This window comes from Sorangium sp. So ce1335, assembly GCF_051521615.1.
In the GTDB taxonomy this organism is placed as follows: domain Bacteria; phylum Myxococcota_A; class Polyangia; order Polyangiales; family Polyangiaceae; genus Sorangium.
In genome coordinates, this window is record NZ_CP150363.1 from 11,813,396 (window position 1) to 11,827,517 (window position 14,122).

Consider the following 14,122-nt stretch of genomic DNA (forward strand, 5'->3'; position numbering starts at 1 on the left):
TACAAGCAGCCTCCATGGCCAGCACCGACGCGCAGCCCCCGAACAGCGACTACCTGGACCGGCTGATGCGAAGGAATTCCTTCGAAGCGCTGTGGCCCTTGTTCGCCAAAGCGACCAGGCCGGCCAAGGAAATGACCGAGAGCTACTCTGCCCTCTGTCATCTTCGGCCCCTCTTGACCAGGGGCCGCCCATGTCGCGTCATTCACGTCGGGGACGGGGCCCACGCGCGGACCGGGGCGCTCTTTTCGCTGAAGAGCGAGGCGGACAACATCAGCGTCGATCCGCTGCTCAACGTGGCCCTGGTGGAGGCGTGGCGCGATCGCTTCGGGGTCCGGCGTCTGGCGTGGCACAAGGCCAGCATCGACGACGTCGCGGATCAGCTCAACGCCCTGCCCCCGATGCCGGTGTTCGTGACATTCGTCCACGCCCACGTGCACATGGACAGGGTGCTCGATCGGCTGCGCTGGGACGCGGCCTTCACCCTCGCGTGTTGCTTACCCGGCCACCAGCTCACGCAGACGCGCGTACCGCTCGAGGAGGGCATCGATCCGAGCGTGCTGTCCACGGGACGTCGGTACCAGGTGGTGGTGAATCCAGACGCCCCGGTATCATAGCCTCGTCAGACCAGTTCACCTTCGGCCAAGGTGGACCACGACCGGTGTATGAGAAGATTTTACTTCTTCACCCAGGTCTGGGTCCTGCCGAGGAGGGAGATGCCCAGAAAGCCGCGCACCTTCAGCTTCTTCCCGCCCTCGATCGCCTCGAGCTTGCAGCTATAGGTCTTGCCGTTGTTCGGGTCCAGGATCGTACCGTCATCGTACTCGTCGTCATCGCGGACCATGTTCTTGATGATGACGAGCCCCACGACGGGCTTGTTCTTGTCGGCGCCTTCACAGGCGGTGCAGAGCTTCGGCTTCCCCTTCTCGTCGAGCGGCTGCTTCAGGCTCACGATCTTGCCGAAGATCTTCCCGCCCTTCTCGTAAATCTCTACCACCGACTGCTCGACCCCCTGCTCATCGATCGTCCGCCACTGGCCGGTCACGGGGAGAGGAGCCGCGAGCGCGAGCGACGTGGCGAGGGAGCAACCCAGGGCGGCAAAAAGAGCCAAGAACCTCTTCATGTCGTCACAACTCCTTTCATCGGTCTGCGGAGCCACGGCGTTCGGCCCTGGCGTGGTGCTTGATTTGCGTGTCGGTGTGCGCCGCTGTGTGCAACTTGCCTTGGAGAAGGGATGGGGCGCCGCGCCGGTTGTTCATCGGCCGGAGGGAGCGGCGGCGGGAGGCAGGGCTCTGGTCAGAGGGGGAGCCGAACGGGGGACATGGCTCCTCTCGCAGCAGCCCTGCGGCGCGGTGGACGTCATGTTTCCCTCGAGGGTACCGAGCGGGCTCGTGGAGCGCAACGGCGCCGTGCAGCGGGGCGCCGGGACATTGGGTGGCCAGCTAACGGTTGATCCTATGGGGCTGGCTCCCGCCGTGGCCACGCTGCCCATGGCCTGCGTCTCGGCCGCACGCGTCCGTCCTGCGTCGGTTCGATCCCGCCGACCGAGGCGGTCATGTAAGGTGCTCTAGGTCAACCAGCGCGTGCAGCGTGGTCGTACGGTGGGACCGGTGATGCCACGAACCCGAAGCCATTCCGACCTGGCAAGAATTCCCCGCCAACGACCGGCAGTCAGGGGGAACAGGTGAGCTCCGGATTCCCGTCGATGACGGCCTGCCCGGCGGTCCGGAGCTTCTCGAGCCCTTCGAGCGAGCTCAAATTCGGGTTCCCCCACGGCTCCAGGAGCCTGACGGTCTCGAGCTCGTCGATACCCTTCAAGCTGACGAGCCCGTCACTGTTGACGTTCTTCGTCGTGCAGCCCATGACGTCCTGGATGCAGGGGGGGCAACCATGTTTCGAACTGCTCTGGGTGCGCTCGCGCTGTTCCTCGTCTCCGTTACCGCATTCGCCACGCATGCCAGCATTGTCCTGCATTATTTTACGCAGTTTCACTTCACCGGGCAGGCGTTTGGCAAGAAGGTGAAATCCGTGAAGGTGCACGCAGGGGCGCTGCAGCGCGCTTGCGACGACTCGATCTACTGGTTGCATGTCCAGGACCTGGACATGACGGAGCGCGATGGAAAGTTCAACGCGCGCGCCGTCCTGGTGGGTTTCTCCGACATTGGCTGTGACGCGAATCTGGGTGCCATTGTACAGTATTTCGTCACCTTCGAGGACGGCAGCACGATGATCACCCAGCCTGCCATGATCCCCAGCCGCTCGCTCGGAGCCGCATCCGGCGAGCAATCCCTCGAGAAGATGAAGGAAGCCCTCTTGCGGGCGCCGGATGCTGATGAGACTTCGGCGCAGATCGTCGAGACCACAATCGTCAACTGATTGGTGCCTCCCGTTCACGATGATTCAAGACACCCGACGCTGAACGTCACGCGCAGCGAGCGCGCCGCGCGATCTCGGATCTGGGCGTCGGGCTGATCTCGCCGAATCAGGCCGCTCCTATTCAGGGAAGCGCTGCGTCTCGACGGCGATCCCGTCCTCTCCCGTGATCGTCTCGCCAGACCAGTCCCAGCTCGTGCCGCCTGGGCCCGGCAGCCCCAGCTCGAAGGTGACCCCATCCAGCGTGAGCTGGTCCTCGCCGAGGTAGGCGATGCCGATCGAATCGCCGCCGCGCCCGGGGCCGCCGTAGCCGCCGTCGCCTCCGCGGCCGCCGCTGCCACCCTGGCAGGACCACGTGCCGTCCCCCACGGCGCCGCCTGGCGCGCCTCGGCCGCCGTCGCCGCCTGCCTCCGGCTCCCCGCCGTCGCCGCCTTGGCCCCCGTTGTCGCTGATGATGGTGCTATCGCGCACCGTCACGTTGGCGTGGAGCGCCACGATCGCGATGCTCGGTTGGCCGTTCCCGCCACCTCGGCCGCCCCGCCCTCCACAACCGCCCGCGCCTCCGGAGCCGCCGGCGGCGCCGCCCTTGGCGGCCACGCCGCACACCGCGAGCCCACCGCGACGCCCGCCGCCCCCGCCGCCGCCCTGGCCCGGCATCCCCCGGGCGCCGTCGCCGGCCCCGTCGCCGTGCCATCCGGTCTCGTCGATCCGCCCGCGGCCCTTGCCCGCTGCGCCGGCGGCGCCCCACATGCCGCTTTTCCCGGGCGCGCCGCTGCTGCAATCGCCGTCTGCCCGGTTGCCAAGCCCGCCTGTCCCACCGTGGTTGGGGTTCGGCTGCGGTACTGGCTCGCCGTCCTCCCCACCTCCAGCGTCGTCGGCGAGCCCGTCACCACCCTTGCCACCGACGCTCGGGAGCCCTCCCTCACAGGAGTTCACCGCCCGCGCCCCGCCCGGGACCATCGCCGCGGAGCACGCGTCTCCCCCATACTGCCCGTCCGGCCCCGACGCTGCCCGGCCAGGCCATTTCTCCCCATCGCCGCCCCCCGATCCGTAGTCGGCTTCGATGATGCTCCCGACGATCTCCACCGCGGTGCCCGCCTGAACGATCATCCCGACATACGTTGAACTGCGGATGCGCACGCGATGGATGATCGAGACCCCGTCCGCTGCCCCCGTGTCGCCGGCGCGGGCTGGCTCGACGATCAGCGCGATCTGCCCGACCGAGGGGGGATCGACCGTGGCCATGCCCTGCACCGGGCGTGGAGTCTCGTCCAGGCGTTCCCATCCGACGACATTGAAGCCTCCGTAAATGTCGACCCCGGAGGGCAGCGTGATGGACTCCTCGAATCCATCGCTGGGGACGAACACGCGACCGCGCCCGGTGCGTGCAAGCTCGATGCCGCGCCGGATGGAACGAACCGGTCTGTCCTTCGTGCCGGGGTTCGCGTCGTCACCGCCGAAAAACGGATGGTTGACGAACACGCCGCAGCCGTTGACCACGTGGCCGTTCGCAAGCTGCTCCAGGCAGACGGACTCGGGGATCGGATCGCCTGCGCACGTCGATGGATCGTCACACGGCGGCGCACCGTTTGGGTCGTCGATCCCCGGTGCGGTTCCGCAGCCAGCCGAGGCGAGCAGCAGAGCAAAGACGAGGAGGATCGTGGTATTCAGGTTCATGGGCATCCCTCGAGGGCAGCGTGTCGCGAGGCGCGATTCAATGGAGCGGCTCGCTTGCCGCAGGGAAGGCATGCAGAGCACCTCGTGGGCCGGTTTGCCCTCTGCCCACCTTGTCCTCCGGTCGGGCGTTCCCCGCCGGGCCGCCTGCACCGGCCTCGCCGGGAACAATCGTGGTCCCGGGCCTGATGGCGAAGTTGGGCACCACGTAGGCGATGCCGACGGACGCGCCTCCGAGCCCGCCGCCGGCATCGCCTCCGCGGCCGCCGGCGCCTCCAGAGCCGCCACGACAAGCTTCCCACATGCCGTTTGGACCGAAGCCCAGCCCACCGTACCTGCCCCGTTGACCAATGCCACCCGGTTGACCCGTCCCGCCAACCCCGCCGTTGCCGCCCTTGTCCGTGAACACGTCCGTGTTCGCGACGGTCAGGTCAGTGCCCTCCAGCGCGACGATACCGATGCTCGCACCGCCATAGCCGCCGCCCCCGCCTCCCTTGCCGCCGCAACCCCCGCTCCCCCCCGAGCCGCCGGCCGCACCACGTTCTGGGCCGCTTGTCGGACACGCAAACATCGGCCCGCGCGACTTGCTGCCGCCCCCGCCGCCGCCCCCCTGGCCGGGGCCGCCTCGCTTCCCGTCCTCACCACGAACACCGATCCATCCATCGTCGCTGAGGAAGCCTGCGCCAAAGGCGCCATCAGCACGACCACCGTCGGTGCCGTCTGCGCCATCACCTCCGTCCTCGCATCGCGTGAGGTCCGCGCCGAGCCCCGCGTGGCCATTGCGCACGGAACGCTCCGCGGGCGCCGGCTGTCCCGGTGCGCCATCGCCGCCGGCGTCAAGCCCGCCGTCGCCTCCATATCCACCAATGGACTTGGTGCCGTCTTCGCACACGGTCACGACGGGCAGCGCGCCCGTCACGGCGTCCGAGGTACAGGCGGACGCGCCGTCATTCCCCTCCATGCCGTCCGTTGCCCTGATGGTGAGCTCGTCCTCTCCGGGCTCCCCGTCCTTGCCGTTGCCCGCGACGATCACGCTGTCCTGCACGATCGCCGTGACCCCCGTGCTCAAAATCACAGCGATCGACGACTTGCCATCGGGAGCCGAGGCGTCCGCCGCGACAATTCGCACGCCGGCGATCACCGATGTCGCGTTGTCCCCCACGAGCGCCGTACCCTCCGCCCCGAGGACCCGCAGCGGGATTCCCCCTGGCGGAGCGATGATCGTCGCGTGATCCGGCCCGCCGAATGATCCCTGATATGACCAGTCCCCGTCGTCACACCGACGCCCGCCCCAGAGGTCGACCCCCGAGGGCAGCGTGATCTCCTCCTCGAACGAGCCGCCGCACGCAAACACGCGCCCGGTCGGCTTCTCGCCGCCGCCTCGCCCGTGTGCCGCGAGCCCGATCGCGTGTTGCAGGGTCTTCACCGGCGCGTCCATCGTACCTGGATGGTCGTCGTCGCCCTGCTCGCTGACGAACACCCCGCACATGTCGAGCGCCGGCGCCGTAGCGGGGGGTCCCTCGCACGGGTCGGGCGGAGGCTCTGGATCGGAAGGACAATCCAGCCTTTCCCCGCAATCGTCGGAGTAGGAGCTGCATGCTGTCAGGATGCTGGCGCCCCACACGCCGACTGCGACAGCAGCGACCGACGTCACCGCGCATCGGCGCGACAGCGACCCCATCCCCTTGGCCTCCTGCACGCTCACCAGAGCGCCTCGATTTGCGCGCCGACTTCGTTCCTCGTGGCCACGGGCGAGACATGGATCCGATCCCGAGCCGGCGAGGATCCCAGGAAGGAGAGGTCCGTGAAGAAGGACGCGGCGGTCACCGCGCCGACCACACCGCCCGCGATGACCATGGCCACTCCGGCGCGGCCGGACATGTTGCGCGCGTCTTGCAAGCGCGCCAGATCGGCACACGGCGAGTCCGGAGGCGCGCGCCAGCACATCGACGAGCTCGAAGACGGCTCGCGCAGGAGCCGGTTACGCCGGGCCGTCAGGTCGTCATCGAGCTTGCCCGCTCGAATCACGAAAATGGTGCCGATCGACACGCCGGCCGTCGCGGCGGCGATCCCTGTGACGCGCAGCGTCCCCGGCCAGGAAGCCCACGGGTCGGGCTCTTTCGCGCGCGCCGTGGGCACAGCGCGCGCGGTCTTCGGCACCGCCGGGGCCTCCCTGGCGCTGCTCACCGCCGGGCCCGGGAGCTTCATCGAGATCTCCTGCTTACCACCCGGATCGCCGTTGAACGCGTGAAAGCCATCCTCGCGACCCGGCGCCCGGGCCCGCACCATGTGTCGTCCGGGCTCGAGGAACAGCTTGTAGGTCCGCGCGGTCCGACCGATCTTCTGGCCGTCGATGAGGATCTCGGCGTCCGGCGGGTCGACGGAGAGCACGAGCTCCACGACGTAAAACGCGGCCTTCCGCTGGCCGTTCAGGAATCGTCCTTGTAGCTGGCGCGGCAGCGCCCGATCCCGCTCAAGGCTCCAGGTCAGGTGCTCCGCCGCGTCGCGGTACTTGCGCAGCTCGAGCTCGCAGAGGCCGAGCTCGCCGGCGATCTCGGCGGGATCGAACGCCGCGCGGTCGACTTCCGCGCGGTCGGGCTTCATGCCGGGCGGCACATCTGCGGCATCGAGGGCCGCCTTGTAGGCTTCGCAGGCCTCCGTCCAGTTTCCGCGGTCGCGCGCTTTTCGAGCTCGGCGAACAAGGTCCTTCACCGTCAGCCCGTCGCTTCTCCCCGAGGCCGGAGACGGCTGCTGAGCATCGGCCGAGCTGGACAAGCCCGTTGAAGCGCCAAGCGTGAGCAATATGAACAACAGGTGCGCACCGCAACGCATGCAACGACGGTACGTACGCCGAGCGCGCGACGTCAACCGGGAGAGAATGCAGGGCAGTAGCGCTTTGGCGATAATTTACAGGTAGATAACGCAATGGGGTCGTCCGTCCCGTATGTCGGCGAACCTCCTGGCCCACCCAGGTGAGACGTGGTGCAATGTGTTACATTGTCCGACCAAGGTGAGCGCGGCCGTGCATTTTGCTGACCCCGAGGAGGTCGCTCCGACGTGCTACCAGCGTGGGCAACCCGTCGAGCATCGCCAGCAGCTTCGAGCTCTTCCGGCGCCTCGCGAGGCGTCTCGGCGCTGCTGGAGATGCACAAGCAGGAGTTCCCGCAGGGGTGGCTCGCCTTGGAGCGCGAAGCGCTGCTCGAGCAGATTCGCTGACGCATCGACGTCGATCGACAGCTGGCAGGCGGCGGCGCTGGCGATGCTTTCGGGCAGCACGACCGGGCTGGTTCCGAGGGACCTGGAGCGGCTGCTGAAGAGCGCCCTCCCGATGACGCCCGTCCTCGCGAGACGGATCGAGGCCTTCACGGGGGCGCCTGGTATGCTCGCGGCGTGCGTCCCGCTCGCTACCCCCGCTCCGCCGCCGCGATCCTCCTTTCCGTGCCGCAGCGCGACCGCGCTCTGCTGCTCCGGCTCGGCCTCGATCTGGACAACCCCGCCCACGCGGAGCTCTTCGTCGAGGGCGTACGCGCCGCGGACGACGCGCTCGCGGACCAGGTGCGGTGGGAGCGGGAGCGGCTGCGCTGAGGGCCGCCCGTGTCGTTGGCTCCGCGAGCGCATCGACTGCCGGCTCGGCCCGGGCCCTCGCCCCAGGCGCCCTTCCGCGGGCGCTTCACCTACGCGTCCGACAGCAGACCGGCGGGGACGAAATGGGGATTCAGATGACCTCGAACATCGAACGACCGACCTCGCGGGTGCCGGCATCGCCGACCAGCTTGGCCGAGCTCCTCCCCGAGGACCTGCGCGAACCAACGCCGCGACGGTTTGCGACATGCCGCCATGCACGTCCCGAGATCGAAAATTGGCTTGGAATGGTGCTCCTGGAGGTCATCCTCGTGGTCGGTGGCTTTTGGGGCGCCGCGCACGGCTACAAGCTAGCTTACGGTGGTGTGATCGCAGCGGTGCCGTTGTTTTTCTTGGTCGTATACGCGACGTTCAACCTGGTTCACGCGTTGCGGCTCGCGATGGGCGGCGTGCCATCGCCCGCGAGGATCAGCGACGGCAGGGTCCACACGCGCCACGGGACGTTCCAGGTCTGGCGCGTGTCAACGGGGGTCGACACGGTGGCCATTCAAGCGACGGGGCCCGCGGTGCCTGGCATGGTCGCGCTCGTCCTCGGAAAGAGGATCGGGGTGTATCACCCGGGCCCGCCAAGCCGCGGCATCCACACACGCCGCATCGCGTGACGCAGCTCGCCTGGATCGTTGGAGTCGCTACTGCACACCCTGTGAGCTGTCCCGAGGGCTGCGCCGCTGCCTGGGTGTAGGGAAAGTTGGTCAGGGCGCCTCCAGGACGCGAGGTGAGTGAGCCAGCTGCTGACGATGGCATGAAGGACCGGCACGCTCGGGGCATCCACTGGGCAGGTGTCTCGAGCAACGACGTATCGGCTGAAAACACGACGGTCGCGAACAGCACGCCGCTCGGTGCTCGCAAGCCGTGGCGCTGCTCGTGACGGGAGGCCGAGCCCAGCTCAGGAGCTGCCGCTCCACGAGCCGCCAGGACACCCTCTACGTATGGAAGGGCAAGCAGCACGTCAAGGGCTGCTACGTGGAAGGGAGCGTCGAGGGATGCGTCATTGGATCGTCGCCCTGATGTCGTCTCCAAGGAGGCAGCAGATTGCATAAGAAATCATCAGTCGTCTGAAGCGAGCGTGGAGATTCGTCCTTGACGGCCTCGGATTGTGTGCTTTCTCATGCCCTCGAAACGGCGCTCCTTCGTTTGCGTCGCCTCCCCATCCGTTTCGCTTCATCCCTGACGAGGTCAACTGGCAATGCGGCAACACCGTACACGCGCGCATCTCTGGCTCCCGCTCTTCCTCCTCCCCGCCTGCGTATCCTTCGATTCGCCCGACTCCGACGAGGCGACCGCGTCGCTGCAAGCGGCCCTCACTGGCGCGGATCTGACCCCGGCGTCCACGGCCAACGTCAGCGACATGCGGGGGATTCCCCCCGGGGTCGAGGGCATCGACAAGGTGCACGACGGCGACGTCAACACCAAGCTCTTCATGTCCCACCGCACGGAGTGGATCCAGTACCGGATGCAGGCTCCGTCGATCATCGTTTCGTACGACATCACCTCGGCCAACGACTTCCCGGAGCGCGATCCGCGCAGCTGGACCTTCGAGGGCTCCAACGACGGCCTGAGCTGGGACGTGCTCGACACGAGGACGAACGAGTCCTTCACCGCGAGGCACCAGACCCGGTCCTTCACCTTCTCGAACTCGAACGCATACCTCTACCATCGCTTGAACGTCAGCCAGAACCTCGGCGGCGGCAACGCGCTGCAGCTCGCCGAGCTGCGCGTCGGCGGCTCGCTGGCCGCAGGCACCGTGCCCGGCACTCCGGTGCTCGACGCGCCGAGCGTGGACGCCGACGCCGTCACGCTGACCTGGACGCCCGCCGCGAACGCCTCCGGCTACTACGTCCAGCGCGTGAACGACGACGGCAGCGGCACCACGGAGATCTTCACGAGCTCCACCAGCTACACCGACACGAACCTGGCTCCCGGCACGAGTTATCTCTATCAAGTGCAGGCGGTGAACGGCGCGCTGCGCGGGTTCCCGTCCGAGGTCTCCGCGCGCGCCACGACGGCGGAGGTCGTCGTGCAACAGGACATCACCGCGCTCTCCTCGTCCGTGCCCGTCGAGCAGCACCCTGGAAACGGAGTCGTCGGCGAGGATGTCACGAAGGTCACGGACAACAATCCGTTCTCGAAGTACTACGAGCCGAGCTCCAGCACCTGGATCCGGCTCGAGACGCCGAGCTCCGTGGTCACCAGCTACAGCCTGACGTCCGCCAACGATGCTCCGGACCGCGATCCGAAGGACTGGACGCTCGAAGGTTCGAACGACGGCACGATCTGGACCCCGCTCGACACGCGAGCCAACCAGTCGTTCACGAACCGCCACAGCGCGCGCACGTACTCCTGCAACCCCGGGCGGCTGCAGTTCAGCCAGTACCGCCTGCACATCCAGGCCAATCACGGCGCTGGTGACACGCAGCTCGCAGAGTGGCGGCTCTTCGGCACGAGCAGCGCCTCGCTCGCCGCGCCCGCCGCGCCGGGCAGCGTGAGCGCGCAGGCCCTGTCGGGCAATCAGATCCGCGTCACCTGGACGGACAACGCCGGGCAGCTCAACCCCGAAGCGTCGTACCGCGTGGAGCGAGCCACGAACTCGAGCTTCACCTCCGGTCTCGTGGTCGGGACCACCGGCGCCGGCAGCACCGAATTCCGCGCCACGGGCCTTTCGCCGAGCCAGACGTACTATTTCCGCGTGAGCGCGCAGAACGCGGCGGGCAGCTCGATCCAGGTCGGACCCGTGAGCGCGACCACCACCGCGAACACGCCGCCCGCGTCCTTCGTGGAGAACGGCTGGTACGACGGCCACAACCGCACGGTCACCCTGGCCTACTCGGACGCGAACCTCGCCGCGTACTTCGACCAGTACGTCCCGAACCCGTCCGGCGCCACCTGGGTGGCCCCGATCGTCAGCGAAGCCTGGGGCTACGCGAAGGACACCTACGGCAGCATGGTCGACCCGATCCTTCACATGATCGGAAACCAGGACAACGCTCCGGGTGAGGTTCCCGGCACCCTGGCCTACAACGTCGGTGGAGTCGTGTACGCCTCGGACAGCGCCGCCTCCTATCGAAACATCATCTTCACCGTGAGCAGCGATTGGTCGGTGCCGGACTACGGCTGGGTCGTGCAGTCGCTGATCCACGAGATGGGGCACATCGTCGAGAGCAACAACAACGGCATCGCGGGCTCGCCCGGCTTCAATGCCTGGGGTGACAGCAAGTGGGCCGAGATCTTCGGCTACGACGTGTTCCTGCACCTGACCACGATCTCCCCGAACCTCGCGCCAGTGATCTACGAGGACAACCTGTCCCACACCGACGGATTCGGCGTTTACTGGTTCCGCGACTGGTACTACCCGCTCTATGCTGGCGAGTTCGGCAACACGGGCGCGGACCACAAAGGCAGCCGGTTCCTGTCCAGGTTCTTCCAGCTCCTCGCCGAGCACCTGCCCACGATCAACAGCACGTACGGCAATCGCCCGCTCAACCTCGGCGAGTTCATCCACTTCTGCGCGGGCGCCGCGGGGGTGGATCTCGAGGACGAGGCCCGGCTCGCCTTCCGCTGGACTCCGCAGCTCGAGCTCGAGCTCGCCAAGGCGCAGACGGAGTTCCCCGGCGTCTCGGCGCTCTACCTCGGCAATCGCGCGCCCGCCTTCACGCTCGATCCGATCACGCGGAGCGCCACGCTCAACGTGGCGCTGTCCGGGCAGACGCTCGCGGGGACGGCCACCGATCCGGACCTCGGCGATACGCTGACGTACTCCAAGCAGAGCGGCGCGAGCTGGCTCACGGTGGCGAGCGACGGCACGCTGAGCGGCACGCCCCCGTCCGTCGGGGCGAGCACGGCCGTCGTGCGGGTCACGGATCAGGATGGCCTCTTCGACACGGTCGAGCTCGTCTTCGACGTGACGGACGGGACCTGCACTCCGGAGAGCGACGCCCAGTTCTGCGCGCGCCTCGGCGCCGGCTGCGGCAGCTTGAGCGACGTCGACAACTGCGGCGCGTCGCGGAGCGTGAGCTCGTGCGGAAGCTGCACGGCTCCCGAGACCTGCGGCGGCGGCGGCACGGCGAACGAGTGCGGCGATCCCGGCGGGAGCACGCCTTGCGGCGGCCTCTGCTCGAGCCCCGTCGTGTTCTCGACGCAGAGCTACCACTCGGGCAACCTCGGCACCGCGGCCACCTGCCACGAGACCACCGTGAACCTGCAAGGGCTCAACTGCGGCAACTTCGCCGCGGGGCGGACGTTCCACATCAACGGCGTGCTCGTGACCTGCAACGGCGCCAACGTCACCTTGCCGGCCGAGCGAAACGGCGGCTATTGCATGCAGGCCAGCGCCGGAAACCAGCCGTGGGCGTACTTCTCGACGTTCTGATGTTCCCGGGTCGAGGGAGCGCGCCCGAGCGGTGGGCGTGTCATCGTTCGTAGGCCTCTCATCTCCTGCGACCCGCTGGAGCCCGCACCTTGAGCGCCCCGTCGAGGTGGACGTCCCCGTCCACCTCGACGGGGCAGATGATCGCGGCGACCCGCGGTGATCCGGTGAAGTTCACCGGTGTAATCCGCGCCCGATGCTGGTTCCCCTACCGCGGGTTCACGACCGGTCACGACACGCGCCTCGCGAGGATCACGGCATCGACGCCCGTCCCCGCGACCGCGCGCGGCCGGCTCCTCGGCCACCGTGAGCTCCTACCCAGCGAGCGGATCCGGCGGCTCGGTGCTGGCGACGAGCAGCTGCTCTGGAGTCGGCGCTTCGTGCGCTGTACAGATCACCTGTGTGTCGGGACGATCTTCCGGATCGTCCCGTCGTCGTTGTAGTAGGCGCGATCGATGCACGTGGATCGCCGATAGCTACCGCCGGTGGGCAGCGCGGCGTTGTGGTACGTGAGGTAGCTGGCCCCTTTGAACTCGAAGAGCGACTGGTGAATGGTGCTGCTGTTCGGCACCGGGTCCAGGATGACGCCTCGATGTTGCCACGGCCCCTCCGGCGACGTGCTGGTCGCGTAGGAGATGCTCTCCGGGAACCCCGACGCGTAGGTCAAGTAGTAGAGGCTGCCGTGCTTCGACAGAAAAGGCGCCTCGGTATAGCCAGGGATGTTCTTGAGCACGTGAATCTGGACGCCGCTGATGCTGCGGTCCTGCATCTTCCCGCTGCCGTCGGTCGTGTAGACCTCACCCTTCAGGTGGATCATGTCGTCCTCGAGCTCGACCCAGTACAGGATCCCATTCCCCCAGTACATGTAGGCCCGCCCGTCGTTGTCGACGAAGACCGTCGGATCGAGGTTCCGCCACGAATGGTCCGCCGTGCCGTCGGTGTCGGCCAGGAAGAGGAGCGGGATCCCCCGTGCGTCCTTGAACGGCCCTTCCGGCTTGTCCGCGACCGCGACACCGATCGAGATCCCATAACTGGACTGGCCGCCCTCCACCGGCGCGTAGAAGTAGAACTTCGGGTTGCCGTCCTCGTCGTCGCGTTCGACCACTTGAGCCGCATTGGCGTTGCCCGTCGAGCCGCCGCCGCGAGCCCAGGGGAACACATCGTAGCGCATCACCGCGCCTTTGTTCTCCCAGCGGATCATGTCGGACGATGTCCAGAGCCGCCAGTCGAACATGCGGTAGCCCTCTGCCCCCTCGGCCTGCTCGTCATGGCCGGTATAGAGGTAAACCTTGTTGTTCCAGACCATGGCCGCGCCGTCCGCGGTGAAGATGTAGTCTCCGGGACCGCTGGTCGGATCTGGCGCATCGTACTTGATGACGGGGTTGTCGAACTCTGTCGGGGGCGGCGTGCTGCCTGCGCCGCCGCCGCCTTCCGCGCCGCCGCTGCCGCCCGCGCCGCCGCTGTCGCCTGCGCCGCCGCTGCCCGTCGCGCCATTGCTGGCGCCCTCACCGCCGCTGCCGCCTGCGCCGCTGCTGCTCGAGCTCTCGCTGGAGCTCGATGACGACGCTCCTGGACCGGAGGCCGCCGCGTCCGGCTTCTCCTCCCCACCGTCACCGTCGCAAGCCCCGAGCCATGCCGAAAGTACAAGACCAGCCATCAGCTTCGAACGAGCGTAGTCCATATCGAGCACCTACTCATCAGCCTGTCCAACACGACAACGACAGCGACGGCGAGCACCATCACGCCGAGCTGCACCGTGTGAAGGCCGGTTCCCGGCAACAAATGTGAACGTTCACGTTTTCGACGTCAATAGAAACCGGCGTGGGAACGCCCTCGATCCCGAGCAGGGCGCAGCGGCGTCCGGCCGCGGGGCCTGCGTGAGCTCTCGCACGGGCTTGTCGGCTCTCGTCGGTTCTGGTGGACGTGGGGCGGCAGAACCTGCTCGACCTCGACCACGAAGGGGCCGCGTTGGCGCCGCAGCCTGGGGGGGCGAGCCGCCGGATCGCGTCAAAACGAGCGCGGCCGATCGCGCTTGACATCCAAAATGTGAACGTTCACATTGGTCCACGACTT

At 67.7% G+C, this 14,122-nt stretch carries 12 protein-coding genes and 1 pseudogene; 7 read left to right on the forward strand and 6 right to left on the reverse strand.

The genetic code is table 11. The features are described from left to right. The first annotated feature begins 14 nt into the window (after window positions 1-14). Window positions 15-614 carry a hypothetical protein gene (locus tag WMF24_RS44130; protein ID WP_437733487.1) on the forward strand — a complete coding sequence of 200 codons (600 nt, stop codon included), beginning with the start codon at window positions 15-17 and terminating at the stop codon, window positions 612-614. Between the two features lie 59 nt (window positions 615-673). Here WMF24_RS44130 and WMF24_RS44135 read toward each other — a convergent pair whose 3' ends face one another. Together WMF24_RS44135 and WMF24_RS44140 are read right to left on the reverse strand one after the other, a co-directional pair. Further along, window positions 674-1,120 carry a DUF2147 domain-containing protein gene (locus tag WMF24_RS44135; protein ID WP_437733488.1) on the reverse strand — a complete coding sequence of 149 codons (447 nt, stop codon included), beginning with the start codon at window positions 1,118-1,120 and terminating at the stop codon, window positions 674-676. A 548-nt stretch (window positions 1,121-1,668) separates the two neighbouring features. Further along, window positions 1,669-1,860 (reverse strand): hypothetical protein, encoded by a 192-nt coding sequence (locus WMF24_RS44140; protein ID WP_437733489.1) that lies wholly within the window; start codon window positions 1,858-1,860, stop codon window positions 1,669-1,671. 27 nt (window positions 1,861-1,887) lie between these two features. Here WMF24_RS44140 and WMF24_RS44145 point away from each other — a divergent pair, with 27 nt between their 5' ends. Then, a complete protein-coding gene (locus tag WMF24_RS44145) occupies window positions 1,888-2,373 on the forward strand; it encodes a hypothetical protein (RefSeq protein WP_437733490.1) in 486 nt (161 codons plus the stop codon). A 117-nt stretch (window positions 2,374-2,490) separates the two neighbouring features. On the opposite strand, the gene WMF24_RS44150 is transcribed toward WMF24_RS44145, so the two are convergent. From WMF24_RS44150 to WMF24_RS44160, 3 genes are all read right to left on the reverse strand, one after another. Further along, the gene (locus WMF24_RS44150; RefSeq protein ID WP_437733491.1) at window positions 2,491-4,047 is read right to left on the reverse strand and encodes a hypothetical protein; all 1,557 of its coding nucleotides are present in this window, start codon (window positions 4,045-4,047) and stop codon (window positions 2,491-2,493) included. A 37-nt stretch (window positions 4,048-4,084) separates the two neighbouring features. Beyond that, entirely contained in the window at window positions 4,085-5,533 is a 1,449-nt protein-coding gene (locus WMF24_RS44155) for a hypothetical protein (RefSeq protein ID WP_437733492.1), read from the reverse strand. A 212-nt stretch (window positions 5,534-5,745) separates the two neighbouring features. Further along, window positions 5,746-6,876, reverse strand: a complete 1,131-nt coding sequence (locus tag WMF24_RS44160; protein ID WP_437733493.1) for a PEGA domain-containing protein — start codon at window positions 6,874-6,876, stop codon at window positions 5,746-5,748. Window positions 6,877-7,434: 558 nt separating this feature from the next. On the opposite strand from WMF24_RS44160, the gene WMF24_RS44165 reads away from it, so the two are divergent. The 5 genes and pseudogenes from WMF24_RS44165 to WMF24_RS44185 all read left to right on the forward strand — a co-directional run bounded on the left by WMF24_RS44165 (window position 7,435) and on the right by WMF24_RS44185 (window position 12,492). Further along, on the forward strand, window positions 7,435-7,629 hold the full coding sequence (locus WMF24_RS44165; protein WP_437733494.1) for a hypothetical protein: 195 nt from the start codon (window positions 7,435-7,437) through the stop codon (window positions 7,627-7,629). Window positions 7,630-7,763: 134 nt separating this feature from the next. After that, window positions 7,764-8,288 (forward strand): hypothetical protein, encoded by a 525-nt coding sequence (locus tag WMF24_RS44170; RefSeq protein ID WP_437733495.1) that lies wholly within the window; start codon window positions 7,764-7,766, stop codon window positions 8,286-8,288. 244 nt (window positions 8,289-8,532) lie between these two features. Beyond that, a pseudogene (locus WMF24_RS44175) lies at window positions 8,533-8,694 on the forward strand (pectinesterase family protein); the annotation flags it as partial. A 340-nt stretch (window positions 8,695-9,034) separates the two neighbouring features. Further along, window positions 9,035-12,052: a fibronectin type III domain-containing protein gene (locus WMF24_RS44180; RefSeq protein WP_437733496.1), complete on the forward strand. Its 3,018-nt coding sequence runs from the start codon at window positions 9,035-9,037 to the stop codon at window positions 12,050-12,052. A gap of 89 nt (window positions 12,053-12,141) precedes the next feature. Further along, entirely contained in the window at window positions 12,142-12,492 is a 351-nt protein-coding gene (locus tag WMF24_RS44185; RefSeq protein ID WP_437733497.1) for a hypothetical protein, read from the forward strand. Here the strand turns inward: WMF24_RS44185 and WMF24_RS44190 are convergent. Then, complete coding sequence (locus WMF24_RS44190) at window positions 12,444-13,730, reverse strand: glycoside hydrolase family 43 protein (protein WP_437733498.1); 1,287 nt, start codon at window positions 13,728-13,730, stop codon at window positions 12,444-12,446. The two genes, WMF24_RS44185 and WMF24_RS44190, sit on opposite strands and share 49 nt — an antisense overlap. Window positions 13,731-14,122 lie beyond the last annotated feature (392 nt).

Coding starts and splice junctions, on each gene's coding strand:
- WMF24_RS44130 (WP_437733487.1), top strand. CDS start 15: ATGGCCAGCACCGACGCGCAGCCCCCGAACAGCGACTACCTGGACCGG.
- WMF24_RS44135 (WP_437733488.1), bottom strand. CDS start 1,120: ATGAAGAGGTTCTTGGCTCTTTTTGCCGCCCTGGGTTGCTCCCTCGCC.
- WMF24_RS44140 (WP_437733489.1), bottom strand. CDS start 1,860: ATGGGCTGCACGACGAAGAACGTCAACAGTGACGGGCTCGTCAGCTTG.
- WMF24_RS44145 (WP_437733490.1), top strand. CDS start 1,888: ATGTTTCGAACTGCTCTGGGTGCGCTCGCGCTGTTCCTCGTCTCCGTT.
- WMF24_RS44150 (WP_437733491.1), bottom strand. CDS start 4,047: ATGAACCTGAATACCACGATCCTCCTCGTCTTTGCTCTGCTGCTCGCC.
- WMF24_RS44155 (WP_437733492.1), bottom strand. CDS start 5,533: ATGTGCGGGGTGTTCGTCAGCGAGCAGGGCGACGACGACCATCCAGGT.
- WMF24_RS44160 (WP_437733493.1), bottom strand. CDS start 6,876: ATGCGTTGCGGTGCGCACCTGTTGTTCATATTGCTCACGCTTGGCGCT.
- WMF24_RS44170 (WP_437733495.1), top strand. CDS start 7,764: ATGACCTCGAACATCGAACGACCGACCTCGCGGGTGCCGGCATCGCCG.
- WMF24_RS44180 (WP_437733496.1), top strand. CDS start 9,035: ATGCGGGGGATTCCCCCCGGGGTCGAGGGCATCGACAAGGTGCACGAC.
- WMF24_RS44190 (WP_437733498.1), bottom strand. CDS start 13,730: ATGGACTACGCTCGTTCGAAGCTGATGGCTGGTCTTGTACTTTCGGCA.